Origin of the sequence: Desulfobacter latus, from assembly GCF_013389365.1 — a bacterium.
In the GTDB taxonomy this organism is placed as follows: Bacteria; Desulfobacterota; Desulfobacteria; order Desulfobacterales; family Desulfobacteraceae; genus Desulfobacter; species Desulfobacter latus.
Window position 1 is genome coordinate 52954 of sequence record NZ_JACADJ010000008.1, and the last position, 25797, is coordinate 78750.

Below are 25797 nucleotides of genomic sequence, written 5' to 3' on the forward strand. Positions count from 1 at the left end.
TTAACAAAGTCTACCTCCCTTTAAATTCCAAATTCAATTTTGTTTGCATTTCAGAAATTAACGAATACACTTTCTTTAAAGTCGATTTTTCAATCTCGGTTAAATTTTTAATATTGATCGTATTATCAGGCTTTCTGAATTCTTTTAATGCATTGGTTTGGGTACCGAAACGCAATACCATTAAAAAATTGTATGCTTGTTTCAATTCCTCATACATGGATTTTTGAATCACGTTTTCATTTAATAATTGTTCCAGTCGCTGCAACGTATTGGTTTCAGATAATTTATGTTGCAGTGCAAAAACCTTAATAAACGTAATAACCGGAAGAAGTATTTTTTTAATATCGAATGTTTCGTTATCACCACTGGCAATATTTCCAAAAATGTTTAACGGAGACCTGTACTGAATAACCGTTTGGGCAAGGTGATAAACAAAAACGGCTTTTTTATCAATAAGCAAGTTTATATGTTTTCTTAGTTCGTCTGTGAAAAAATTATCGCCGTAAATACACCTGAAATCAAAAAAAACGCTGGTGTCTATTATGTTTTGGGGTTCAGGGGTATTAATCCAGCTTGTAAATTGCTTTTTCCAATCCGATAAGGTTAACGTGTACTTTGGATTTTTAGCCATGATGTTACCTATACATAATTCATATCCAACATGGGCCAGGTGATTGTTTACAGTTTCAGCAAATTTCAAGAAGTAGTTTTTAATTTTTGGGACATTATTTTTCCCCACATCTTCAAAAATAATGGCATTGTCCTGGTCGGTGGCAATGGTTTGTTCTTTTCTTCCTTCACTGCCCAATGCAACAAAAGCAAATCTGCATGGCGGTTCTCCGTGGTCTTCCAAAGCAAACGTTATTATACGATTTGTCATTGCATCGGATACTGATGTAATAATATGGGTTATTAATTCAGTTTTATTACCACTTTCCAATAATGCATTAACAAGAACCGGTATCTTGTCATAGATCTTTTTAAGTTCATTAACATCTTCGGCATATTCAATTTCCCTGAGCATGTAGCTTAATGAATTATGCTGGATTTCAAGTATATCTTCATTGCTGAGGACACCGATAATTTCATTTTTATCGTTTTTTACAGCCAGGTGGCTGATATTTTGTTTCCTGAATTCCAAAACAACCTGGTAAAGTAAGGCAGTATTTGAAATACAAATAATTGGAGCGGTCATCACATCTACAAGCAGGGAGTTCCCATCTTTATTTTTTGCCAACACTCTTTTACGCAGATCACTATCGTTAACAACGCCAAGCATTTTATCATTATCGGCAATAAAAATGAGGTTCATCTTTTTCCGGTCCATTAATGAGGCAGCTTCAGCCACAGTTGTTTGCAGGTTGCTTTTTACAATCGGTTTTACAAATTGAGAAATTGGCTGGTTCATTAATATCAGCGAGCTTTGGAGTTCGCTGCTTAAGTTCTGGACGATTTTTTCTGTTTGTTTTTTTCGTGATATATCTTTTGTGACCACAACATATGCTTCCTGTTCTTCAAAAAAAATCCTTGTTACCGAGATCACAACATCATGAAATACAAGTTCACCTTGTTTTATCTGAGTTTCAATAGAAATAGATTTGTTGGTTTTTTCGCAAGACCATAAAACTTCGTCCCAGCTGATGCTGAAAATGTCTTCAAATTTAGACGCAACAAGTTCTTTATGTGTTTTTCCGGTTAGCTGTTCAAACATGTGATTGGAAAAAATGATCCTGCTGTCTTTGATCATAATTGTTCCTTCGGATGAAGCTTCGACCAGTGTTTTGTATTTTTGCCTTGATTGTAACAGGTCCTCTTCGGCCTTTTTTCGACTGATTTCAATTTTAAGGCTTTGCCTGATTATAAAAGCAAGGATAAGCATAATTATAGCTGATATTAATAGTGAAATCCTTGTTAACCTTGCTTTTAAAGCACCTATTTCAGCTTGTACATCATCCAGATAAATACCGGTTCCGATGATCCATCCCCAGTTTTTAAATCCTTTTACGTATGATAATTTTGGAACAATTTGAGTAGAATCGTCTTTCCATTGCCACATGTAGTTGATAAACCCTTCGTCCTTTGTTCTTACGACTTTGACTGCTTCAATAAACAACCGAACCCCTTGGGGATCTTTATAGTCATCCAGCATTGAATTATTCAGTTCGGGACGATAGGGATGCATAATCATTACTGGTTTCATATCAGTAATCCAGAAATAATCTTTTCCCTCGGCACCATACCGCATGTTTCCAATTTTTTTTGCAGCAAGACGTTGTGCTTCCTCAATCGTAATTAAAGCGTTCTTATATTCATCGTCATATTCTTTTATTAAACTCCATGCAGTGTTGGTCAGCTCCCTGATCATTTCCTTTTTTTTATTCATCATATTTTTTTCAAATGATGGGATGAGAATCAAATACATCGAAATGATAAAAAGCGAAATGGTAAGTATCGACGGGACGATAATAGAGAAAAAGAATTTTCTTATGATTTTATTTGACATAGCGTGTTTATTCTTCAGTTAAAGGTTAAAATCCCGCAATTCGATTGCAGATATTTTAAGTTTCCATATATTTAAGGACTCAGAAAAGAATAAATTTCCTTGTAATTTTTAAAACTATATATTTTACATACCATAGAGGTTTATTTAAGGAAAGGATAGAAATTTCCTTTTTTAATGTGCTATTTTTGGCATCCTTCATATCACCCCCAAAGTACTTTACACTTTTTTGGGGAATGATTGCTAAAAAATAGGGTGCTTGCTCCAAAAAGTGTAAACTGGTAAATGAAGGATGCCCTATTTTTTAATCTGATCAAGACTTTTAATAATATTTTTTTAAAGGACAAAAAAGAATGCTTGATAAAACATATTCAAATCTAATTGCAGAAAAAAGAAGTGATAAAGAACAGTCTCTACAGTTTTTTAGTAATTCCATATCAAGCGTGATAAGACGAAACGTACTTTTCTGCAGTGCAACCAATTCTATAAAAGATGCTGCAATTCTGATGAAACAGCACAGATGCGGTTCTATTCTAATAAAACAGGAAGGCAGATTTATAGGTATAACGACAGATCAGGATTTTAGAAATAAAGTTGTGGCTGGTGAATTAAAAATTTCAAATCCTATTTCTGATATAATGTCTTCTCCTTTAATAAGCATACAAGAGCATTCAAGTATATTTGAAGCATTCATAAAAATATTGAAAGCAGGCGTAAAACATTTAGCCGTAGTAAATAATGAGAATGATGCAATAGGCGTAATTTCAAATAGCGATTTGATAAATGCGCAAGGCAAACTGCCCTTTTTATTTATCAAAGAAATAAATAAGGCGGTATCTTATAAAGAAATATCAAAGAAACAAAAACAGCTTCCCCAAAGCATATCGACCTTAATAAATGAAGGTGCAAAAGCTCAGAATATAAATAACTTTGTTACTGCAATAACAGATGCGATTTTAGAAAAGCTGATAAATTTTGCGATAGCCGAAATTGGCCCACCTCCGGTCAAGTTTGCTTTTATGGTTATGGGAAGCGAAGGGAGAAAAGAACAGACGCTTAAAACAGATCAGGATAATGCTATTATTTTTGAGGATGTAAATGAGGCGGAACCGGCATCTGTAAATGCATATTTTTTAACGTTAGGCGAACATGTATGTAATATGCTTGATAAAACAGGATATGACTTTTGTAAAGGTGATATAATGGCAAAAAATCCAAAATGGTGTCAACCTGTTTCTGTATGGAAAAAGTATTTTAAAGAATGGATTTATAACGCAAGTCCTGAGGCGCTTCTCCAGATAAGCATTTTTTTTGATTTTCGACTTGGATATGGGGATAGTCGTTTAGTAAATGAGCTTAGAGAATACCTTTTTGATATTTTGGGCAATGGGAAAGGGTTCTTCAAATATATGGCTGCAAATACAACTCACTTTAGATTGCCCATAGGATTTTTTGGTAATTTTATTGTTGAATCTAAAGGTAAATATAAAAATACGTTTGATATTAAAAAACCGATGATGCTTGTGGTGGATTTTGCAAGAATATATGCGCTTCAAAATAAAATATCTGCTACAAATACCATGGAAAGATTAGCGTTGTTATATAAAAAAAATGTTATCAGCGAATCCGATTATAATGATATAAGCCATTCTTATAGCTATATGATGAATTTAAGATTTATAAATCAAATAGATGCAATCCTCAATAAAGGTGGAGAACCTAATAATAATATTAATCCTAAAAAGCTGTCAAGAATAGAGCAGCAGATATTAAAAGAAATATTTAAAAAAATAGAAACAAGGACAAAACTTCAACAGGATTTTTTTGGCGTAATATGATTGGAAAATTTTTCGTTTTTTGCCAAGCGTCAAATTAAAGTCACTATTTTTTTTCCGCATCCCTAATATTTCAGTTTTGAGTATAAAGTGTTTTTGGAGGCCTTGAGCGCGTCATTTAACGTGTGAATACCTTTTTTCGATAGAAGCGGAATAAGCTTAAGAAAAATCTCGGCCGTTGCCGAGGCATCCCCCATAGCCGTGTGGCGTCCCACAATATCGACGCCGGCAAAGCTTGCGATAGCCGCCATATTATGTCTTTCGTGCATAGGATAAACGATTAAGGCAAGCAGGAGGGTATCTAAAACCGGGTTATCAAATTTTATTCCGGTTTCAACCGCTTTCATAGAAAACATCTTCATATCAAATGCCGCATTATGCGCCACCAAAACCGTATCTTCGGAAAATCTATAAAAAAGCGGCAGAATTTCTTTTATATCCGGCTTTCCCTTAACCATCTCATCATTTATACCGTGAAATTTTTCAGATTCAAGCGGAATATTCATTTTGGGGTCTATAATCTGGTCGAATTTTTCTCCACATAAAATCCTGCCGTTTACGACTCTGACCGCGCCTATGGAAATTATCTCGTCATTTCCGGTATCCAGACCGGTCGTTTCCGTATCGAAAACCGTATAAACGATATCTTTTAAACGCATTTGATTGAATTTGGAATCGATTTTCCGTTTTTTAAAAAGATCGAAATCGAAAAAATCCGGCCGATCGTACGAATCTCTTGAAATCACTATGTTGCGCACGTCCTCCGGCTCTTTCATCTCTGCAAGCGGTATCAGAATTTTTATCCTTTGTTCACTTTTTTCATTAGAACTTAAATGGATTTGCGCCTCATGATATTTCAAAAAATCTTTCAGCGTTAGAGAAAGATTGTCATCTTTAAAAATATCCAAATTTTTTTCAGCATCCGGAATATGAAAACAAATCGCCAGAAACGGTTCCTCTTTAAAAAGCGTGCATTTAAACGTTGTTTTTAACGTCTTATTTTTCAAAATGGTCAGAATAGATAAAAACGCATAAATAAAAGAGTATGTTTCGATCCTTATCCAGTTTATATGAGCTGGGAACTCAGGCATTAAAGATATGTTAAGTTTTTCTCGGGCTTTTTTCCGGACAGTCGTTATTATGTCTCTGTCTGAAACTACCAGAAACGGCAAGCGCTCTTTTATCTTTTCGATATAATCTTTTTCGAAATTTTTTAAATTTTCTTCTATGAAGGCGATCTCCGGCGTTTGCAGGTTCTCTTTTTTTATCTTATCAGAACAAGAAAAAATTTCGTTTGCAGTGCATTTGAAAATGTTGTCGATTTTCGCGTAAAGCTCAAAGTCTTTTCCTATGTTATAAAAAACAACGATAAATCCGGCAAAATTGTCACGCTGATCCGTTATCGGCGAGATATCTGCCTGTATCAAAACATTCCCGGGGCTTAAGGTTATGAAAGAAGAAGATGCCGCTGCATGCTTTTTACACTTTTTCACGTTTATTTCATAAAGCGCATTCATTATTATATCTTTATCGATAATATCGAAAATAGATCTGCCGATTCCAATAATATGGTTTTGAGCCTCTATGATTTTGGCTTTTTTGTTAAAAAGATTTATCTTTCCTTCTATGTTGCAGGCGATTATCCCTTGCGGAAGCTCGTCGAAAAGTGATGCGAGCATATTCTTCTCTATTTCGAGCTCGGCTCTTTTTCTGTTTATCTCTTCTTGTGTATTTTTCTGCAGCGTTTCGTAATGATCCGCAAAGAGATTTATGGCTTTGGCGATAGTTAAAATCTCTTTGCCGCCGTCAATATTTATCCGGTGGGAAGAATTAACTTTCAAAATTACGGAGATTTCATCAGGAATTTTTGTCAAAGGAATAAAAAAATTATTCAAAACGACGTGAATCATGTAAGCGACGATCTCAAAAAATAAAAAGAAACTGATAAAAAAGTAGACAGCGTTTTGTTTTATTATTTCAAATAAAAAATCCTGGTTCATGGGGGTGAGCCTGCCCCAGAAAATCGCCATCATAGCAAAAAAGAAAATAAATGTGAGCAGAACTGAGATTCCTGTAAACCATAAAAATTTGTTTTTTTTCTTTAACGGCATTTGTTGTATTCACATCTATGACGTTTAAAAACGCGCCATCTTGAGGGAAACGTACTCTGAAACTTGATGATCAAATTTTCATCAATTTGCCCAACTTGAGAAATACAGGAAATATATGGCGCAAATAAGCAGTTTATCAACGCTTAATAAACGCTGATAAAGGCATCAAAAATAAAGGATTGAAATTTTTGGGTTAAAAAAATCGAACTCACTGATCTGAAACGTCAGGATCGTCCGGTTTGTAATCAATGATCGCTTGAACTTCGTTGGATGGTTCTTCTAACAAAAGCGGCTGATCGGCATGGGAATGGTATTCCAGACTGAGACGATGTTTTTCGACTTCAATATGACTTTCAATGCTTTTTCTGGCAAGTAGATAGCGCAGATAAATAATCCAAAGACCGACACCGAAAAAGATGGCGACCAGCACGATAACGATCCATTGGTACCGAATGAAAAAATCAACCCCGATGTGTCCCAGATAGGTGATCATGTTGGGGATAATCCAATATAAAATCCCTCCAATGAACACCAAAAAGCCGATATTGAAAATGTTCATACGGCTGATACGGTTCAACGTCGATTCCAGTTTGTTTTCTGCAATGTCGGATTCATTCACAGGACCGGAACTACCGTCAGCCACCTTCTCACCATGAAAAATGACCAGGTAAGCTTTGACGACAAATGCAAAAAGCATCATAACGCCAATGGGAATGCAGATGGCCGCCACAAACCAGGCCCTGAAAGGAAACGGTGCTTCGTGCGTATTGAGTCGCACGGTGTATTTTTCAAGGGGACCAAACACCTTTTCGAAGTGATGTTTGTTGAAGTCGCTTAGATTATCTCCACTGGTTTCATGTATGACATTGCCCTGGTTATCAAGCACCTGGAGGACGGATTGTTTGCCTGACTGCATAGCCGCCAGGGCAAAAATTTCAACTTCAAGCAGAAAAAGACCCACAACAATGATAAGAAAAAGGGTCTTATGTTCCTGCAATAGCTTTGTGATTGGAGATGATTTCACGGCATTATTTCTTAATACAGGCGATTGGCCGATTTATACAACAGTATTTTAAATTAAAAGGTGGGACAAGATTAAGCCCCACCCTGTAATATTTTCTTAACACAGCTTTACATCGCTGTAGAACAAACTCCTGCTGAAAGGAACTCTCTGTTCATACGAGCAATATTGGTTATTGAGATGTTTTTAGGGCATGATGCTTCGCATTCTCTTTCGTTTGAGCAGTTGCCGAAGCCGCAAGCATCCATAGCTCTTACCATGCCTAATGCGCGCTTCGCCGCCTCAGGTCTACCCTGGGGAAGCAGCGCAAGATGGGAAATCTTAGCACTTACAAAAAGCATTGCAGAAGCATTCGGACATGCCGCAACGCAAGCGCCGCACCCAATACATTCTGCTGCATTCATGGCAAGTTCACATGTTTCGTAAGTAACCGGAAAAATATTTGCGTCGGGAGCGCCACCGGCTTTAGCAGTGATATAACCGCCGGCCTGGATGATCTTATCAAAGGCGCTTCTATCCACAACAAGATCTTTTACGACCTTAAATGCTTTGGCTCTGAAAGGTTCAATAAATACGGTATCGCCATCTTTGAAGCGTCGCATGTGAAGCTGACAAAGGGTCGTACCTTTCTCTTCTCCATGCGCATAACCGTTTACAACCTGTCCGCACATTCCGCAAATTCCCTCGCGACAGTCATGATCAAAGGCAATGGGCTCTATGCCCTTAATTGTAAGATCATCATTCACGATATCAAGCATTTCCAGAAAAGAGGCATCCGTAGAAATATTTTTTGCTTGATAGGTCTCAATTTTGCCTTTTTTCTCACCCTGTTTCTGGCGCCAGACCTTTAGTGTTAGATTGATAAATTTTTCTTCCATCACTTGTAGCTCCTTTGCGTTAATTTCACATTCTCAAAAACAAGTGGCTCTTTATTCAAAATAGGATCTTTGCCTTCACCGGCATATTCCCAGGCAGCTACATGGCAAAAATTTTCATCATCTCTCTTGGCTTCGTTTTCTTCTGTCTGAGACTCTTCCCTGAAATGGCCACCACAGGATTCTGTACGGGTCAGTGCGTCACGCGCCAGAAGCTCGCCAAATTCAAGGTAATCAGCAAGTCTGTAACCTTTTTCCAGAGTCTGGTTAAAATCTTTGCTGGTTCCTGTGACATTAACATTCTGCCAGAATTCTTCACGCAGCGCGGAAATTTTCTGAATCGCTTCTTTGAGCCCTGCGTCATTCCGGGCCATGCCACAGTATTCCCACATATAATGGCCAAGCTCTTTATGAATATCATCAACGGTTCTTTTGCCGTTAATGTTCATAAGCTTGTTCAGTTTCTCATTAAGCTGTTTCTCTGCATCTTTAAACGCCTGGTGAGAGGTGTTTACATCCGCCAGAGACTGGGTTGCCAGGTATCCGCCAATGGTATAGGGAAGAACAAAATATCCGTCTGAAAGACCCTGCATCAATGCACTTGCACCAAGACGGTTAGCACCGTGATCGGAGAAGTTGGCACCACCCAGACAGAAAAGACCGTCACGGGTTGTCATAAGGTTATAATCAACCCAGGTACCGCCCATTACATAATGGATGGCAGGATAGATTTTCATGGGCACTTTATACGGATCTTCATCCTGAATCTTATCATACATCTGGAAAAGGTTGCCGTATTTTGCTCTGATGACATCTTCTCCGTCTCGTTTAATTGCATCGCTGAAGTCCAGATATACGGCAAGGCCTGTATTACCAACACCTCTTCCTTCATCGCACGCCAGTTTTGCATTACGTGAAGCCACATCGCGAGGAACAAGGTTACCAAAACTAGGATATTTACGCTCCAGATAGTAATCTCTTTCGTCTTCAGGAATCTGATCCGGACTGCGGTTATCGCCGGCTTTCTTTGGCACCCAGATTCTACCATCATTTCTAAGACTTTCACTCATAAGTGTCAGTTTAGATTGATAGTCTCCATGCACGGTAATACATGTCGGATGGATCTGGGTATAACAGGGGTTCGCAAAGGCGGCCCCTTTTTTGTAAGCTGCCCAGCATGCCGAAACATTGGAATGCATACCACTGGTGGATAGAAAGTATACATTGTCATATCCGCCTGTAGCCAAAACGACGGCATGGGCTGAATGGCTTTCAATTTCTCCGGTTACCAGATTACGGCAGATAACACCCCTGGCGCAACCGTCAACAATAACGACGTCAAGAATATCGCGTCTTGGGTACATTTCCACACCGCCAAGACCGATCTGACGGCTTAACTGGCCGTAAACGCCGAGAAGTAACTGCTGCCCCGTCTGTCCTCTGGCATAGAAGGTACGTGAAACCTGGGCGCCACCGAATGACCGGTTGGCATGAAGCCCACCGTATTCTCTTGCAAAGGGAACACCTGTGGCAACACAATGGTCAATAATGTTATTTGCATTCTGGGCAAGGCGGTAGACATTTGCCTCTCTTGCACGATAATCGCCACCTTTAATTGTATCATAAAAAAGGTTTTGTACGCTGTCGCCGTCACCGGGATAGTTTTTTGCTGCATTAATGCCGCCCTGGGCGGCAATACTGTGGGCTCTTCGCGGAGAGTCCTGAATGCAGAAGTTTTTTACATGATACCCAAGATCTGCCAAAGTTGCCGCTGCTGAACCACCGGCAAGCCCTGTTCCAACAACGATAATTTCAAATTTTCTTTTATTTGCAGGATTGACTTTTTTTAAATCAAACTTATATCTATCCCATTTGGTCTCTAGAGGACCTGACGGAACATTGGAATTTAATTGCATGTATCCCCCTGATTAATTGATAGTTATAGCTATGATATCATATTAAAAGCGATTGGAATCAAACCGAACCCTGCTCCGACAATCACACTGAAAAGTATACCAAACCCTCTGACGATAGGCATATACTTCGGATGACTGGCGCCAAAGGACTGGAAAGCACTCCAAAAGCCGTGATTTACATGAAATGCCACCACTACCATGGATACGATATAAAACGCAAGATACGCAGGTTTGGCAAAAACCCCGGCTGTGACATCAAAGGTAGTTAAGGTGGAATGGTCGGCAAATTTCATAGAAACAAGATGAACTACTATAAAAACCAATATAAAAAGACCTGTATAGGGCATAGTTGCCGATGCCAATGTCCGGCCGCCGGCATTACTTTTCTTTTTATATTTAACAGGTCTTGCGGCAAGGTTTTGAAAATAGAGAATAAGTGCCGTACCGATGTGAATCAGGGCAAAAATAATCAAACCCGCTTCTGCGATGTGGATAAGGACCCCAAGTGCATGAAGATGCTCAACATAAGCATTAAAAGCATCTTTTCCGCCATAAACAAACAGGTTTCCGATGAGGTGAGTTGTCAGAAAGAGGCAGAAAGCGAGACCGGTTACTGCCATAAACTGCTTCTTGGCTATAGAGCAGCTAAAAGTTCGTACCAGCCAGTTCATAATTTAATCCTTTCTAAATTCGGCATATATACATAACTTAAAAATATAATTTATGTATTATTGCCTTAAATTTTAATAAAATTAAATACTAAATCGTATTCAGCGAAAAAGTGCCAAATTTTTTTAAATCCTCCTTTTATCCCTCCTTTTTTGTTTAATATTGTTAATCATATATACCCATTGCAATGCCAATCAAAAACCAAGCCCTGTCGAATGCATACGAACTATCTAAGCTTAAAATGTATAAACAATACATATAAAATTGTCAATATAAAATTTTCAATTTATCCCTCTATGATTTTGCTAATATTTTCAAAGACTTCAACTTTGCTTTTACGCTTTCAACACGCTGTTTTTAATGCGTTTTTCTAATACTATTCTAATACCGTATTTACTGATCTTAAGGCCATGGAAATCTCAAACTCGATGATCCAGTTTTTGTTAATTTGCCCAACTTCGGCGTTGGAAAAAATGTTTAATCCTCAAAATATATTGTATATTCCTCCGGTTAAAAATTGTTTCCGCCTTGAATTTGAGCAAATTCCCTAAAAACTTGATAGTCGAGTCAAAGTAATTAATACACTAATTCGTTCATCTGGGCTTCATTGACGGCCACTGCCGCCATATTGACAATGTCCGAGACATCATCTGCTCGCTGCAGCACATGGATGGGTTTTTTCATACCCATGAGAATGGGGCCGACAGCGACGGCGTCTCCCAATTTAGCCAGCATCTTATAGCTGATATTACCCGATTGCAGATCCGGAAAAATAAAAATATTTGCATCGCCTTTAAGTTTGGAAAAGGGGTATTGATTTTTAACAATTTCCGGGTCTAAAGCAACGTTTGCCTGGATTTCCCCATCTACCGTCAGCGCCGGGGCCCATTCCTTGACCAGTTCAGTTGCTTTTTTCACTTTCAGGGGTAATGGATGCTGGGCGCTGCCGAAGTTGGAAAAGGAGAGCATGGCAACGCGTGGGGTGATATCAAAATGCTGTGCCTGTTCTGCTGCCAGAATGGCGGTTTCAGCCAGTTCTTCCGCCGTCGGTTCAATGGTCACGGTCGTATCGGCGCAGAATATCACCTTTTTTTTGAACACCATCATGTACAAACCATGCACTTTGGACAAACCCTCTTTTTTGCCGATCACTTCCATAGCCGGCAGGATAACATCAGGATAATGGGCATTAATACCGGAAAGCAGGGCATCCGCATCGCCTTGGTCTACCATGATCGCGCCAAAATAGTTCCCATCTTTCTGCAAACGGCGGCGGGCATCATAACGTGTCATGCCCTTGCGTTGACGTTTGGTAAAAAGTATTTCCGTATATGTGTCGAGTTTTTCACTTTTGCGGGGGTTGATGATTTCCGTGGCGCGCAGATCAATATTAAGGGATTCGGCTTTTTCGCGAATGACTTTATCGTCACCAATAAGAATCGGGATAGCAATCTTTTCGTCCAGCAGCACTTGTACTGAACGTAAAACTTTATCTTCTTTACCTTCCGGAAATACCACCCGTTTAGGCGCTGCTTTTGCTTTGTTGATCATGGTACGCATGATCTCTTTTGAGCGCCCCTGCAGTGCTTCCAGATGTTCAACATATTTCGCCATGTCCAGGATGGGTTTGCGGGCGACACCGGAATCCATGGCGGCCTGTGCAACGGCGGGTGCCATGCGCAATAAAACCCGTGGATCAAAAGGTTTGGGAAGAAGATATTCCCGTCCGAATTTAATTTCATCGTTGCAGTAGGCCCGGCGTACGGAATCCGGAACATCTTCTTTTGCCAGCTGGGCAAGGGCATGGACGGCGGCCCGCTTCATCTCTTCATTAATGGCACTGGCATGGGTGTCCAAAGCACCTCGAAAAAGAAACGGGAAACACAGGACATTGTTTACCTGGTTATTATAGTCAGAGCGACCGGTGCCGATGATAACATCACCACGCACCGATTTTGCGTCATCCGGCGTGATCTCCGGATCAGGATTGGCCATGGCAAAAACAATGGGGTCTTTGGCCATGGTGCGCAGCATGTCGGCGGTAAGCGCCCCTTTAACTGAAACCCCGAAAAAGATATCCGTACCTTTTATCGCATCTTCAAGGGTACGGGCATCCGTTTCCAACGCCAAGCGCTCTTTGTACGCGTTCATACCCGCTGTACGGCCTTTATATATAACACCTTTAGAGTCGCAAAGAATAAGGTTGTTTTTATTAATCCCCATGGAGAGGAGAAGGTTGGCGCAGGCAATACCAGCGGCACCGGCCCCGTTAAAAACAATTTTGACGTCTTCAATCTTTTTTCCGACGAGTTCAAGGGCATTAAGCATGCCGGCAGCGGCAATAATCGCGGTTCCATGCTGGTCATCATGGAACACCGGGATGTTCATGGTTTTTTGCAACGCTTCTTCAATATAAAAACATTCCGGCCCTTTGATATCTTCCAGATTGATACCGCCAAAGGTCGGCTCAAGCAGCTGTACTGCACGGACCAATTCATCCGGATCATTGGTGTTCAATTCAATATCAAACACATCAATATCGGCAAAACTCTTAAACAAAACCCCTTTTCCCTCCATAACCGGCTTACCGGCAAGCGCGCCGATATTTCCAAGACCGAGTACCGCCGTCCCGTTGGAAACAACGGCAACAAGATTTCCCTTGGCTGTATACTCATAGGCTGCTCCCGGTTCTTTTTTAATTTCCAAACAGGGTTTGGCCACGCCTGGGCTGTAGGCAAGAGACAGGTCCCTGCTTGTTGCACATGGCTTGGTCGTAATGACCTCGATTTTACCTTTACGGCCACTCCGGTGGTATTCCAGAGCATCAGTAAATTTTGACATTATTTCTTCCTTTAATTATGATCAGGTAGACAAAGGGATTCTAAGGGCATAAAGACTTTCACATCATAAAATTTCTTTACTTAACGTCATAAATAGCTTTATTATCTAAATTTTGTCAAGAAACAAACACTGTTTGGGCTGATGACTTAGATCGCGAACCTGTACAACTTATTAGAATCATATTAGATTACCCTGGAACAATTGAATATTGGATAAACTTGTTGTTATTACAAAAAAATTAGGCTCATGTCGTGTTTCAGGGTCTTTTAAATGCGTATTTGATCCAACCATTTGAATTTATTTAAAATAAGGCGAGGGCTTACAATCTGTGGTTTTGGGTTTATTACCAATAATTTCAATATATTATGAATAACCACAAAAATAGGACCCCAAAACGCGACAAGAGCCAAAAGGGAATTATCACTTTTGGTGCGGTTCTGATTATGCTGGCCTGGGGTTTATTTTTATTTCAGGTGGAAAAAAACAAAAAAGAACTTCTAAACGGTCTTAAGCGAGAACAGAAAAACCTGGTCAGTGTGCTGGGTGAAAATCTATTCCAGATTCTGGAACAACGTCAGACAATCGAACTTTTTGCATCAAAATGGTTTGATGAAACAAAGCAGCCCTCTAAAGATATCACAGGATTTCTTTATGGTGAACGCACGTTAACTCGAATCGCTCTCTATGAGCTATCCGGTAAATCTTTTTATGAATCATCGCCGGGCAATGTAACGACGCCGGATCAAATAAAAAAACGAATTGAAAAAATGTTAACCACAGGCCGGCCGGTACTTCTGGACCGGGATACGGCGCCGGGCAATATTCTCTGGCAGGTACCGGTTCTGTTTCCTATTAGAATAGGTGCGGCAATAAAAGGCGCCATGCTGCTTGAATTGGATTTTGGTTATATTTTAAATCTGTTACAAGATATTGATATTGGAAAAACCGGAACGATAACCATTCAATTTAAAGAGGAAAAAGAACTTGCCCGGTTTGAAATAGGAGGGCTTGTATTAGGCACGTCACCGGTAAAAAACATGTTGGCAGGATCAATAACCAGGGATTTTGGTTTTGGCATTTACCGACATCCTGATTTTGGCAATTGCTACCTGACGTATCGACATGTCCATGATTATCCATTTATCATTACTGTCAGTATTGGCCAAAAAGAATTTTTTTCAGACTTTAACCATTATAAGAACCGATTGTTCTGTATTTTGATGATTTTAACCTTACTTGGCCTTTCCGGCATTGCGCTCCTGTTTAAAATGATAAATCGAAAACAAAAATATATGGATGCGTTACACCTTTCCAATCAAAAAAACCAGGAATTGATACAAAAGCTGGAAAAAGAGCATAAAGCATCAACCAAAGCCGCCTCTTATGATCCATTAACCGAACTTTATAACAGAAATCTATTTATCTCCCTGGCCGAAAAAAACCTGCTCCAGGCAAAACGCAATAAATTTTGTTATGCCGTACTGTTTATCGACCTTGACCGGTTTAAAAAGATCAATGATACCCTTGGTCACCATATTGGGGATCTACTGTTGAAAGAGGTGGGGATGCGCCTCAAGGCCTGCACGCGGAAATCAGACATCGTTTCAAGATTTGGTGGGGATGAATTTGTTATAATGCTCACGGAGATGGGCAAAGAACAGGATATTTCCACGGTGGTGGAAAACATCACGGTATCCCTTTCAAAACCCTGTACAGACCTGGACGGACATCGGGTCATTACCAGCCCGAGTGTTGGTATAGCCGTTTACCCCAGGGATGGGGAAGACATTGACACGCTTTTGCTCAACGCCGATGCGGCAATGTATAAAGCCAAAAAATCAGGCCGGGGGCAGCACAGGTTTTTTGATCAAAGCCTGAATACCACATCCGTTGAAAAGTTCGCAATTGAACAGCGAATGCCTTCGGCCATCACGGACGGGGAATTTATTCTCCATTATCAGCCTAAAATACGGTTGCAGGACTACCGGGTGGTCGGGTTAGAATCCCTGATCCGCTGGCAGCATCCTGACCATGGATTGATTTTTCCTTTGGATTTCATTGAAATCGCACAAGAAACAAGACTGATCGTGGATCTTGGGGCCTGGGTCATAACGTCGGTTTGTCGGCAGTTGGACAGTTGGCGTACGTTGGGAATGGATCTTGTGCCTGTTGCCGTCAATGTTTCCCCCCTTGAACTCAAAACCGAAACCTTTGCCGACCGGTTTCTAACAATTCTTAAACAGTATGATATACCACTTGACTTCATTGAAATTGAAGTGACCGAAAATGCTTTTATTGATGATCGGGAGATTGTGATCCGTAATCTTCAAGCATTATTTGACCGGGGCGTAAAAATATACCTGGATGATTTCGGTACAGGATTTTCCAGCTTAGATCATATCCGATATCTTCCTGTAAATGCCCTCAAAATTGACCGAAGCTTTGTCAAGGAGATCCGGAATAGTTACCATGAAAATCCAATTGTTTCTTCAACTATTATTCTGGCCAAAAAATTAAACCTGACCGTTGTCGCCGAAGGCGTTGAAACCAATGATCAGTTGATCAGCCTCAGGTTAGCCGGCTGCGAACAGGTTCAGGGATATCTTTTCAGTCGTCCGGTCCCTGAAAAGAAAATCCAAAAATTCATTATTTCACCCATAAGGAGGCTATAAAATGAAAACGTACGGCATCAGATACTTGATCGTATTGATCTACACCTTTTTACCTTTGTCTTCTTTTGCCTCTGAACACCCCGCCGCCACAGCCTACCCGTCCAAAGTGCTTTATTTTTCAGTGGTTCCCAAAAAAAATTTTGATCAGCAGATCAGGGAATTACGCCCTTTAATTGATCTTTTAGAAAAAGATCTGCAAAAATCCATTAAAATTATTCGCTCCCAGTCCTATACTGCCGTTATTGAAGGAATCCTTTCTAAAACCATAGATTTCGCCATCCTGGGCCCGGCATCCTATGCCAAGGCAAAGGCAAGGGATAATGGGATAGAAGCCTTTGCGTCCTTTGCCCGAAAAAAAGGCGCCATTACGCCCAAAGGAAGCTATTATTATTCGGTTTTATTTAGTTTAAAAAAAAACGGATTTGAATCGGTTAAGGATGTCCGGCGCAAAAAAATCGCTTTAACAGATCCGGCAAGTACATCCGGTTCTGTTATACCGAATATGGCATTTTCAAAGCATATCGGAAAATCTTTAAAAGACTACTTCGGGACGATTATTTATACAGGTTCCCATGACCGTTCCATCAGATCAGTCCTGCGTGAACAGGTCCATGCGGCCTTTGTCTCTTCTGCCCGTATCGACGAGGCGATTAACAAACAGATACTATATTCCAACCAGGTAAAAATCCTGTGGCAATCAGACCCTATCCATCGCGATCCTTTTGTATTCAGCAGCGGTGTGGACAATTCCGTAAAAAATCAGATAAAACGGATCATGTTTTCACCGTCATCCAGCCTTGAATCTATGCTTCAAAATATGAATATGGCCGGTATTGTAGCCGTTTCTGATGAAGACTATAACGCAATTCATGAAATTATTTCCATACAGAGCCGGAAAAAATAATTGTATACCCACGCCCTTTTTGTGGATTTTAACATTTTCATGGCCCTAAGGGATGCGGGCGTCCCGGATATATCAAAAGGGAGTATGGTTTTCTAAGCAATCCACATGATCCAAAACGCATTTTTTTATCTTAGGCAAATTGTTCAATTTTACTAACTTTTCGATCAAAACAGATGTTACGGCAATACAAACCCAGGTATTTTAAACCCAGCACCGATTAAATGAAAATCTTCTTAAAAAACAGCCCGGTAAAAATGCTTGACACCAAAGGTTCGCTTGATTAGGTCTATCTAAATTCAGCAACCACCATTTACTAAAGGAAGATTTACCATGAAACAAAAAAACCTTGTAGTTGCAATACTTGTCACTATCCTGTGGATACTTCCGGTATCAGGGGGCATGGCGGCAAACGTTTATAAAATCGGCGGCATTTTCTCGGTTACCGGAAGGGCCTCATTTCTGGGAGATCCTGAAAAGAAAACCATGGAAATGATGGTTGAACGGATCAACGCAGCCGGCGGCATTGACGGTCATATGCTTGAGGCGGTGATTTATGATTCCGAAGGAGATCCCGCCAAAGCCGTCTCCGCCGTAAACAAGCTGATCCACAAGGACAAGGTCATCGCCATTATCGGGCCCTCAACCACCCCGACCACCCTTGCCGTTGTTAATTTCACCAAGCGGGCCAACGTGCCGTTGATCAGCTGTGCCGCAGGTATCAAGATCACCACGCCGGTGGATCCCTGGGTCTTCAAAACCGCCCAGAGTGATTTACTGGCCGTGGCAGCCGTATACCAGCAGATGAAAGCCGCCGGCATTAAAAAAATCGGCATTCTTACGGTGTCTAACGCCTATGGTGAAAGCGGAAAAAAACAACTTTTGGACCAGGCGGAAAAATTCGGCATCCAGGTGGTATTAAATGAAAGCTTTGGTGCCAAAGATACCGACACCACGACCCAGCTGGCTAAAATCAAGGCCGCCGGCCCGGACGCCATTGTATGCTGGGGCACCAATCCAGGGCCTGCCGTGGTGGCAAAAAATGCAAAACAGCTTAAAATCGACATCCCATTGTACCAGAGTCACGGAGTCGGGTCGCCCAAATTTATTGAGCTGGCCGGGGATGCAGCCAACGGCAATATCCTGCCCACCGGCAAAATTCTTGTGACCAGCCTTCTGGATGATTCCGACCCTCAGAAAAAAGTACTTGAAGATTATCAGAACGCTTATGAAAATAAATTTTCCGGAAACGTATCCGGATTCGGCGGGTATGCTTATGATGCCGTGAACCTTCTGGCCGGTGCATTAAAAGACAGCAACGGCGACAAAGAAAAAATCCGGGACAACCTGGAAGCCACCAAAGGCTATGTGGGTGCCACCGGAGAATTCAACTTCACCCCCCAGGACCATAATGGTCTTTCTCCGGATGCCTTTGTCATGGTTGAAATTAAAGACGGCACCTGGACATTATTAAAATAGCAAGAGGTCTTCATGCAGGAAATTGTCCAATATCTGTTTTCAGGTATTACCACCGGCGCCGTATATGCCGTGATCGCCGTGGGGCTGTCCATGCTGTACAGCTCCACCGAATTGATCAACTTTGCCCACGGGGAATTTGTCATGATCGGCGCCCTGGTCATGGTGACGCTGTGGGTGCGCATAGGGCTTCCGCTGCCCCTGGCCATGGCAGGTGCCGTGGGAGCCGGGTGTGTGTCAGGACTCGTGTTTGAGCGATTTGCCATTCGCACGGCCAGGAATCCTGAGCCGATTACCCTGATTATTATTACGGTGGGGGCAGGCATTTTCCTGAAAGGCGCGGCCATGATTATCTGGGGAAAAGATCCCTTCAGCATGCCCGCCTTTTCCAGCCATGAATCCATTGAAATCTTTGGTGCCGCCCTTTTGCCCCAGAGTATCTGGATCGTTAGCGCCGCCCTGGTACTTGCAGGCGGCATTCATCTGTTCCTGAAACAGACGCTCACCGGTAAGGCCATGGTGGCCTGTGCCGTCAACAAAAAGGCGGCCTGGCTGTCGGGTATCCCGTCCGAAAAGATGGGGATTCTGGCCTTTGGCATCAGCACAGGCTGCGGGGCGGTGGCAGGAATCTTCATTGCCCCCATTACCATGAGTGCCTATGACATGGGCACCATCCTTGGGCTTAAAGGATTCTGTGCCGCCATGATCGGTGGGCTCGGCAGTCTGTGGGGAGCCTTTGCCGGCGGACTGCTTCTGGGCATTCTGGAATCCCTGGGCGCGGGCCTTATCTCCTCGGGCCTGAAGGATGCCATTGCTTTTGTACTCCTGCTCCTGATTCTTTACATCCGGCCGGGCGGACTGTTTGCGGCCAAAGAGGCCAAACGGTTTTAAATAATGGCAATTAAAAATAACTATATCCGGATTGAATACCTGGTCTTTCTCTGTGCGGTGTCGGCATTTGGATTTGTCACGGAAAACACCTATTATCTTCAGATCATGACCTTTATCGGCATCAACACCCTTCTGGGATTAGGTCTTAACATGCTCATGGGGTATACCGGCCAAGTCTCTTTAGGCCATGCCGCCTTTTACGGCATTGGGGCCTACACCACGGCCATCCTGTCCGGCACATACGGCATAAACCCCTGGCTGTCGCTTGTGTGCGCCGTAGCTGCCGCCGTATTCATTGCATTCATTGTGGGGCTTCCCACCCTGAGGCTCTCCGGCTATTACCTTGCCATGGGTACGCTCGGGTTCGGCATGATTGTCAACATTGTGATCCGGGAGTGGGCCGCCGTGACCGGCGGGGCGTCGGGATTCGTGGGGATCCCCGTGCTGGAGGCAGGCCCTCTGATTTTCATGTCCGGGGCCAATTACTATTTCCTTGTCTGGGGTATTGTATTTGCCGCCATGATCGTTTGCCGCAGACTGCTTGCCTCCCGCACCGGCCGTGCGCTTCGGGCCATCCATGACGGAGAAAAAACCGCCGTTGCCATTGGTATCAACACCCACTTGCTCAAACTTGAAATATTTATATTTGCAGCGGCCCTGGGCGCAGTTGCAGGGTTTTTATACGCCCATTTTGTCCTTTTTATCAGCCCTGAGTCGTTTGGGTTCATGTTTTCCATAAAAATAGTCACCATGGTGGTGATCGGCGGCATGGCAAGCGTCTGGGGGGCGCTGCTCGGCGCCACCGTGTTAACGCTTCTGCCCGAAGTACTCCACGGGTTTGCCGAATATGAAATGATCATTTTCGGAACTGTTTTAATGGTTGTCATGATATTCATGCCCCAGGGGCTGACCCGGGGAATCATGGATATGATCCGGACAGCCGGGAGGGCCAGGACATGACACAGTCAGAACCAACGCCTGGAATCCCGGCCAAACAAATTCTTGACGTGCAGAACCTGACCAAGATGTTCGGCGGGGTCAAGGCCCAGGACCAAATCAGTTTTTCCATTGAAAAAGGGATTGTATGCGGCCTGATCGGTCCCAACGGGGCCGGAAAAACCACGCTGTTCAATATGATTACCGGTATTTACCAGCCCGATGCCGGCAAGGTGGCCTTCAATGGAAAGGATATCAGAAAAACACCTGCTCACAGACTGGTGAAAGCAGGCATTGCCAGAACCTTCCAGCATGTGGAGCTCTTTTCATCCATGACCTTGCTGGAAAACATCTTGGTCGGTATGCATGTGCGTACCCAAGCAGGGTTCTGGGCGGCTGTCACCCGGATTCCGGCGATGAAACGAGAAGAGCGGCAGTCCCGCCGGCGGGCGGAAGAGCTGCTCGAATTCACAGGTCTTTGTGCCGATGCCCATAAAATGGCAGGCGATCTGCCGGCCGGACGGCAGAAAACCGCACAGATCGCCCGGGCTCTGGCTTCTGAACCCCTTCTCCTGCTGCTTGACGAACCGGCAGCCGGGTTGAACCCGGTTGAAACCCACGCCCTGGGTAAGCTGATCCAAAAAATCAAACAATCCGGAATCACCATGATGCTGGTGGAACATGACATGAGCCTGGTTATGGAGATGTCTGACAAGGTGGTTGTTCTGGACCAGGGGAAAAAACTGGCTGAAGGCACGCCCCGACAGATCCAGCGCAATGAGGCGGTGATGTCAGCCTACCTGGGCAACGGATAAAACACGTTATTATGCTGAAAATTAAAAACTTAAGATGCTGTTACGGAAATATTGCCGTGGTTCACACCGTAAGCCTTTCGGTGAGGCAGGGCGAGCTGATCTCCATCATTGGTGCCAACGGGGCAGGCAAAAGCACCCTTTTAGGCGCCGTGTGCGGCCTGTTAAAAAACTGGTCCGGGGACATTGAATTTAAAGGCCGTGCCCTTAAAGGCATGTCCGCCCCGGCCATTGTCAGGCAGGGTATCAGCATGGTTCCCGAAGGCCGGCAGATATTTTCACCCCTGAGCGTTATGGACAACCTTAAAATGGGGGCCTATACCCGGTTCAAAAAAGATGGGAAACACCGTGTGGCCGAAGATCTTGATATGGTGATGCAGATGTTTCCCATTTTAAAGGAACGCTCGGCGCAACTGGCCGGTACCCTGTCCGGCGGCGAGCAGCAGATGCTTGCCATTGGCAGGGCGTTGATGGCCCGCCCTGCCCTGCTGGTGCTGGACGAACCCTCCATGGGCCTTGCCCCCAAGATTGTGGAGATGATCTTTTCCACGATCCAGGATCTGTCACACAGCGGCGTGACCATTCTCCTGGTGGAGCAGAATGCCAGGGCCGCGTTGAAAATTTCCGACCGGGGCTATGTGCTTGAAACAGGTAAAATGGTACTCCAGGGCAGTGCAGACGAACTTTTGGTGGATGATGATGTCAAGCGCGCCTACCTGGGCAAGGATTATGGCGACTTTCTGGACGAAAGGAATCAATAATGTCCGAACAGATAAATATGACCGCAGATATGAATGGTACCGACAAGGCCCAGCAACAGCTTGAACGGCTGCAGGCCACATTGAACCGGGCCTGCAAAAACGTCCCCTTCCATCGCAACCGCATCCAGGAAGCAGGTCTCTCAGATATTACCGGACTTGAAGACATTGAAAACCTGCCCTTCATGGACAGAAGCCACCTGGCCACCCACTACCCCTACGGACTTTTTGCCGTTCCCCTGCGGGATATTGTGCGTATCCACACCGCGCCGGGATCCGGTGCCAGCCCCTCCATCAGCGGATATACAAAGACGGATCTGGTGATCTGGAAAAAAATGGTTGCTAAAGCCTATGCCGCGGCCAATGTGACGGACAGGGATATCATCCTGATCCACTTGCCGCCGGGTCTTGCCAATTGGGCCAGGGATTACAAAGACGGGGGCGAGGCCCTGGGCGCCGGCGTAATTCCCAACGCTCCCCTGTCCGTGGCCAAAACCCTGATGGTACTCAGGGACTACAAGGTAACCACCCTTGTAACCACCCCGGCCTTTGCCCGGCATCTGACAGCCCACATGTTTGAACGGGAGTGCCATCCCAACGAACTGAATCTGAAACAAATCATCCTTGTGGGAGAGCCGGATGACGGGCGCACAATTTCCGAACTTGGGGACAGTCTCCATGTGGATGTCCGGCTCAATTACGGTTTAAGCGAAATCCCCGGACCTGCCATTGCCCATGAATGCCGGTATCATGACGGGCTGCATATGAATGATGATTATATCCTGTCCGAAATCATCGACCCGGCCAGCGGCCGGCCTGTTCCGACAGGAGAAAAAGGCGAACTGGTCCTGACCACCCTTTCAACACGGGCATTCCCGCTGATCCGCTTTCGTACGGGTGATATGGCAAAATTTCTGCCCCAGGCGTGTCCCTGCGGTGAAACCTCGACCCGGATACAATGGCTGGCTGAACAGGCTGACAATTACATGCTCGTCTCAGGCATCCGGGTATCCCAGGCCCAGATCAGGGAAAACCTTAAACGCGCATTACAACTGCCTGCCATCAGCTGTACCATTAAAAAAGCCTGCCGGTCCGGTGCAGACATACTATTGATATCCCTGACCATGGACGACGACTTGTTTTCCGATGAAATCAAAAATCTGCAGCAACTGATCGCATACGCCGAAGAGACCCTGACTGAACAAAACGGCATCAAAGTGGAAATTCGCCTGACGCAGCAACGGGTTTAGGCCCTGTTTAAATAAACAGCTCCCCTTCACTGCGAAACACTTGATCAATGCCCTGTTTGGAAAAGACAATCTGCAACAATTGGTTTCTCCTGGATCTGAAACTGGCAGCACAGGACAACAGATAATAGCGCCACATGCGGAAAAAGCGCATATCATACTCGTCTTTGAGCCGGTCCCAGTTCCGGGTAAAATTGTCATACCAGGCCATAAGGGTTTGGTCATAATACCGTCCCAGGCTGTGCAGGTCTTCCAATATGAACAACCCTTCGGCTGCCCGGAAAATCTGACTGGCGGACGGCAGCATGGAATTGGGGAAAATATAAGTACCGATCCATGGATCCGTAGCTTTGGCCGGGGTGTTTCCGGCAATGGTATGCAGCAGGAACATCCCGTCATCTTTAAGGCATCGATGGACAACGTCCATAAAGCTTCTGTAATTTTTCCATCCCACATGTTCAAACATGCCGATGGAAACAATCCGGTCGAATCGTTCATTTAAGTCATGGTAATCTGCCAGTTCGATGGTTACATCAAGGCCTTTGCTCTGTTCCCCGGCATATCCGGCTTGTTCCTTTGAAACGGTAATCCCCTTTACTTTAACCCCATAGGTTTCAGCGGCATATTTTGCAAATCCGCCCCATCCACATCCGATATCCAGCACGGTCATACCCTGTTCCAGCCCTATTTTACGGCAGATCAGATCCAATTTCCTGATTTGGGCCTCATCCAGGTCGCAGGCATTATGCCAGTATCCGCACGAATAGTTCAGGCCCTGATCCAGCATAAGTTTAAAAAGCCTGTTGCCGGTATCATAATGCCGCCGGCCGATGATAAACGCCCGGGCTCCCCGTTGAAGGTTCATAACCCTGGCTTTAAATACCTCCCAGAGAATTGCCGGTTTCACAGATTTATTTTTTTTATCTATCCGGGATTCCAGGAGCCGTTTGAAAAATTCGTCCAGGGCGTTGCAGTCCCACCAGCCGTCCATGTAGCTTTCCCCCAAAGCCAGGGAACCACCGGACATCACCCGTTGATAAAATTGCGGATTATTGATTTGAATGTCCCATGGACGGTCTCCGTTGATCCGGATATCCAACGGGCTTAGAATATTTTTTATAACCTGTTTTGCTTTTTCTCCTTTCATGTTTCACCTTCCTTTTCAGACTCGTTCTCAATATTTATATATAAAAAAAGAAACTTACCGAAATTCAAGATAAAAAAAGCTAAAAATACGATTTTTACAGATCAACTTCCAAGTCTTCCCAATTAATGGTATCTTATTTTGTCATAAGGGAAAAACAATTTCAACGGCCAAAAAGGATTATCAGGCCTAATTTTTATTCTGGTTATAACGTGTTGGCCATAAAAAAATAAAATTAAAGAAAAATTAAAAACCCGTCGGTGATGTAACGCTTGTTGCCGACCCATGCGACAGTTGCCTGCGGATTTATAAAATTTGAAAGAGGGGGCTTAATGAGAAAGAACAATAGCAAGGTTCTAACACTTAAAGAGGCTCTAAGCGAGCCACGCAAACACCGCGATATGGATCTGGCAATGGAGCCCATGGATAATTACCAAAGAACCCCGGGTGGCCCAAATGGACTGCCCCTAAGCTTCTGGAGTGCCTGGAACCTGGCGGATCGGCCTCGCAGGATCGCCCTGCTTCTTGATGACTGCCAGGAAGAGTATCGGCCCTATGCAGGTGGAATTCTTCCCAATCTGATCAAACTTGTAGATGTATTTCGTAGCGCTCAATCAGCAAACGACGGCGTATGCATTATGTGGAGTGCCTGGACCCGTACTTTTGACGACGGCATCAGTAATGCCATGGATCGATGGTATGGTCCCAAGGGCCTGCGTCCTGAAGACCCGGAGAATGCGGTGTACATTTTTACAGGTGCGCCGGGAATGATGCCCTTATCGGAAATCGCCCCAACACCACAAGAAGTGTCTGACGGCTGGTTCTATGATGGAAAGCATCTGGATATGTTTTGGAACTTTGATGAAAACGGCAATTCTTATCTGGATGAAAAATTAAAGGCCAACGGCATTGATACCATTGTAATTTCAGGCCTCTGGACCGATGAATGCATTCTTAGCACGGCTTACGCAGGCAGTTCGCGCGGTTACGATGTCGTAATTGCAAGTGATGCGGTGGCAACAGCAACAAAGAATCAGGAGATTGCGCTAAAGGTAGCCGGCGGCACTGTCGCTAATGTATTGTCCACCGATGACATAGTCAATTACATGAAAAACGATTTTGTAACGGGAGAACCAGGTGCTGTCAAAGGCACACGCCATCCCGACGGGCGAAAGGAGTGAGGTTAACGGCT

At 43.6% G+C, this 25797-nt stretch carries 18 protein-coding genes; 10 read left to right on the top strand and 8 right to left on the bottom strand.

Translation table 11 applies throughout. The annotated features are described in order from the left end of the window. Nucleotides 1-10: 10 nt before the first annotated feature. A complete protein-coding gene (locus HXW94_RS04110; RefSeq protein WP_343054549.1) occupies nt 11-2503 on the bottom strand; it encodes a DUF294 nucleotidyltransferase-like domain-containing protein in 2493 nt (830 codons plus the stop codon). 350 nt (nt 2504-2853) lie between these two features. Here HXW94_RS04110 and HXW94_RS04115 point away from each other — a divergent pair, with 350 nt between their 5' ends. After that, nucleotides 2854-4338, top strand: a complete 1485-nt coding sequence (locus tag HXW94_RS04115; RefSeq protein ID WP_246293727.1) for a DUF294 nucleotidyltransferase-like domain-containing protein — start codon at nt 2854-2856, stop codon at nt 4336-4338. Between the two features lie 62 nt (nt 4339-4400). Here the strand turns inward: HXW94_RS04115 and HXW94_RS04120 are convergent, their stop codons facing one another. The 6 genes from HXW94_RS04120 to HXW94_RS20275 all read right to left on the bottom strand — a co-directional run bounded on the left by HXW94_RS04120 (nt 4401) and on the right by HXW94_RS20275 (nt 13768). After that, entirely contained in the window at nt 4401-6446 is a 2046-nt protein-coding gene (locus HXW94_RS04120; protein WP_178365628.1) for a 3'-5' exonuclease, read from the bottom strand. Between the two features lie 208 nt (nt 6447-6654). After that, the gene (locus tag HXW94_RS04125) at nt 6655-7470 is read right to left on the bottom strand and encodes a hypothetical protein (protein WP_178365629.1); all 816 of its coding nucleotides are present in this window, start codon (nt 7468-7470) and stop codon (nt 6655-6657) included. 107 nt (nt 7471-7577) lie between these two features. Beyond that, on the bottom strand, nt 7578-8345 hold the full coding sequence (locus HXW94_RS04130) for a succinate dehydrogenase/fumarate reductase iron-sulfur subunit (RefSeq protein WP_178365630.1): 768 nt from the start codon (nt 8343-8345) through the stop codon (nt 7578-7580). Further along, nucleotides 8345-10258, bottom strand: coding sequence for a fumarate reductase/succinate dehydrogenase flavoprotein subunit (locus HXW94_RS04135; RefSeq protein ID WP_178365631.1), 1914 nt, complete (start codon nt 10256-10258; stop codon nt 8345-8347). The genes HXW94_RS04130 and HXW94_RS04135 overlap by 1 nt, the downstream gene beginning before the upstream one ends. Before the next feature lie 29 nt (nt 10259-10287). Then, on the bottom strand, nt 10288-10929 hold the full coding sequence (locus HXW94_RS04140; protein WP_178365632.1) for a succinate dehydrogenase cytochrome b subunit: 642 nt from the start codon (nt 10927-10929) through the stop codon (nt 10288-10290). A gap of 574 nt (nt 10930-11503) precedes the next feature. Continuing rightward, nucleotides 11504-13768, bottom strand: coding sequence for an NADP-dependent malic enzyme (locus HXW94_RS20275; protein ID WP_178365633.1), 2265 nt, complete (start codon nt 13766-13768; stop codon nt 11504-11506). Between the two features lie 473 nt (nt 13769-14241). Between HXW94_RS20275 and HXW94_RS20080 the strand changes: the two genes are divergently transcribed. The 8 genes from HXW94_RS20080 to HXW94_RS04185 all read left to right on the top strand — a co-directional run bounded on the left by HXW94_RS20080 (nt 14242) and on the right by HXW94_RS04185 (nt 23464). Further along, nucleotides 14242-16440: an EAL domain-containing protein gene (locus tag HXW94_RS20080; protein WP_178365634.1), complete on the top strand. Its 2199-nt coding sequence runs from the start codon at nt 14242-14244 to the stop codon at nt 16438-16440. 1 nt (nt 16441) lies between these two features. Further along, nucleotides 16442-17344, top strand: a complete 903-nt coding sequence (locus HXW94_RS04155) for a phosphate/phosphite/phosphonate ABC transporter substrate-binding protein (RefSeq protein ID WP_178365635.1) — start codon at nt 16442-16444, stop codon at nt 17342-17344. 330 nt (nt 17345-17674) lie between these two features. Next, entirely contained in the window at nt 17675-18820 is a 1146-nt protein-coding gene (locus HXW94_RS04160) for an ABC transporter substrate-binding protein (RefSeq protein ID WP_178365636.1), read from the top strand. 12 nt (nt 18821-18832) lie between these two features. Further along, nucleotides 18833-19708 carry a branched-chain amino acid ABC transporter permease gene (locus tag HXW94_RS04165; RefSeq protein ID WP_178365637.1) on the top strand — a complete coding sequence of 292 codons (876 nt, stop codon included), beginning with the start codon at nt 18833-18835 and terminating at the stop codon, nt 19706-19708. A gap of 3 nt (nt 19709-19711) precedes the next feature. Next, nucleotides 19712-20668 (top strand): branched-chain amino acid ABC transporter permease, encoded by a 957-nt coding sequence (locus HXW94_RS04170; RefSeq protein WP_178365638.1) that lies wholly within the window; start codon nt 19712-19714, stop codon nt 20666-20668. Next, entirely contained in the window at nt 20665-21459 is a 795-nt protein-coding gene (locus HXW94_RS04175) for an ABC transporter ATP-binding protein (protein WP_178365639.1), read from the top strand. Before HXW94_RS04170 ends, HXW94_RS04175 begins: the two co-directional genes overlap by 4 nt. 11 nt (nt 21460-21470) lie before the next feature. Then, entirely contained in the window at nt 21471-22217 is a 747-nt protein-coding gene (locus HXW94_RS04180) for an ABC transporter ATP-binding protein (RefSeq protein ID WP_178365640.1), read from the top strand. Then, nucleotides 22217-23464: a phenylacetate--CoA ligase family protein gene (locus tag HXW94_RS04185; protein ID WP_178365641.1), complete on the top strand. Its 1248-nt coding sequence runs from the start codon at nt 22217-22219 to the stop codon at nt 23462-23464. The genes HXW94_RS04180 and HXW94_RS04185 overlap by 1 nt, the downstream gene beginning before the upstream one ends. A gap of 7 nt (nt 23465-23471) precedes the next feature. Here the strand turns inward: HXW94_RS04185 and cfa are convergent, their stop codons facing one another. Further along, nucleotides 23472-24608: a cyclopropane fatty acyl phospholipid synthase gene (gene cfa, locus HXW94_RS04190; protein ID WP_178365642.1), complete on the bottom strand. Its 1137-nt coding sequence runs from the start codon at nt 24606-24608 to the stop codon at nt 23472-23474. Between the two features lie 329 nt (nt 24609-24937). Here cfa and HXW94_RS04195 point away from each other — a divergent pair, with 329 nt between their 5' ends. Beyond that, entirely contained in the window at nt 24938-25786 is an 849-nt protein-coding gene (locus tag HXW94_RS04195) for a cysteine hydrolase family protein (RefSeq protein ID WP_178365643.1), read from the top strand. The last annotated feature ends 11 nt before the right edge of the window (nt 25787-25797 follow it).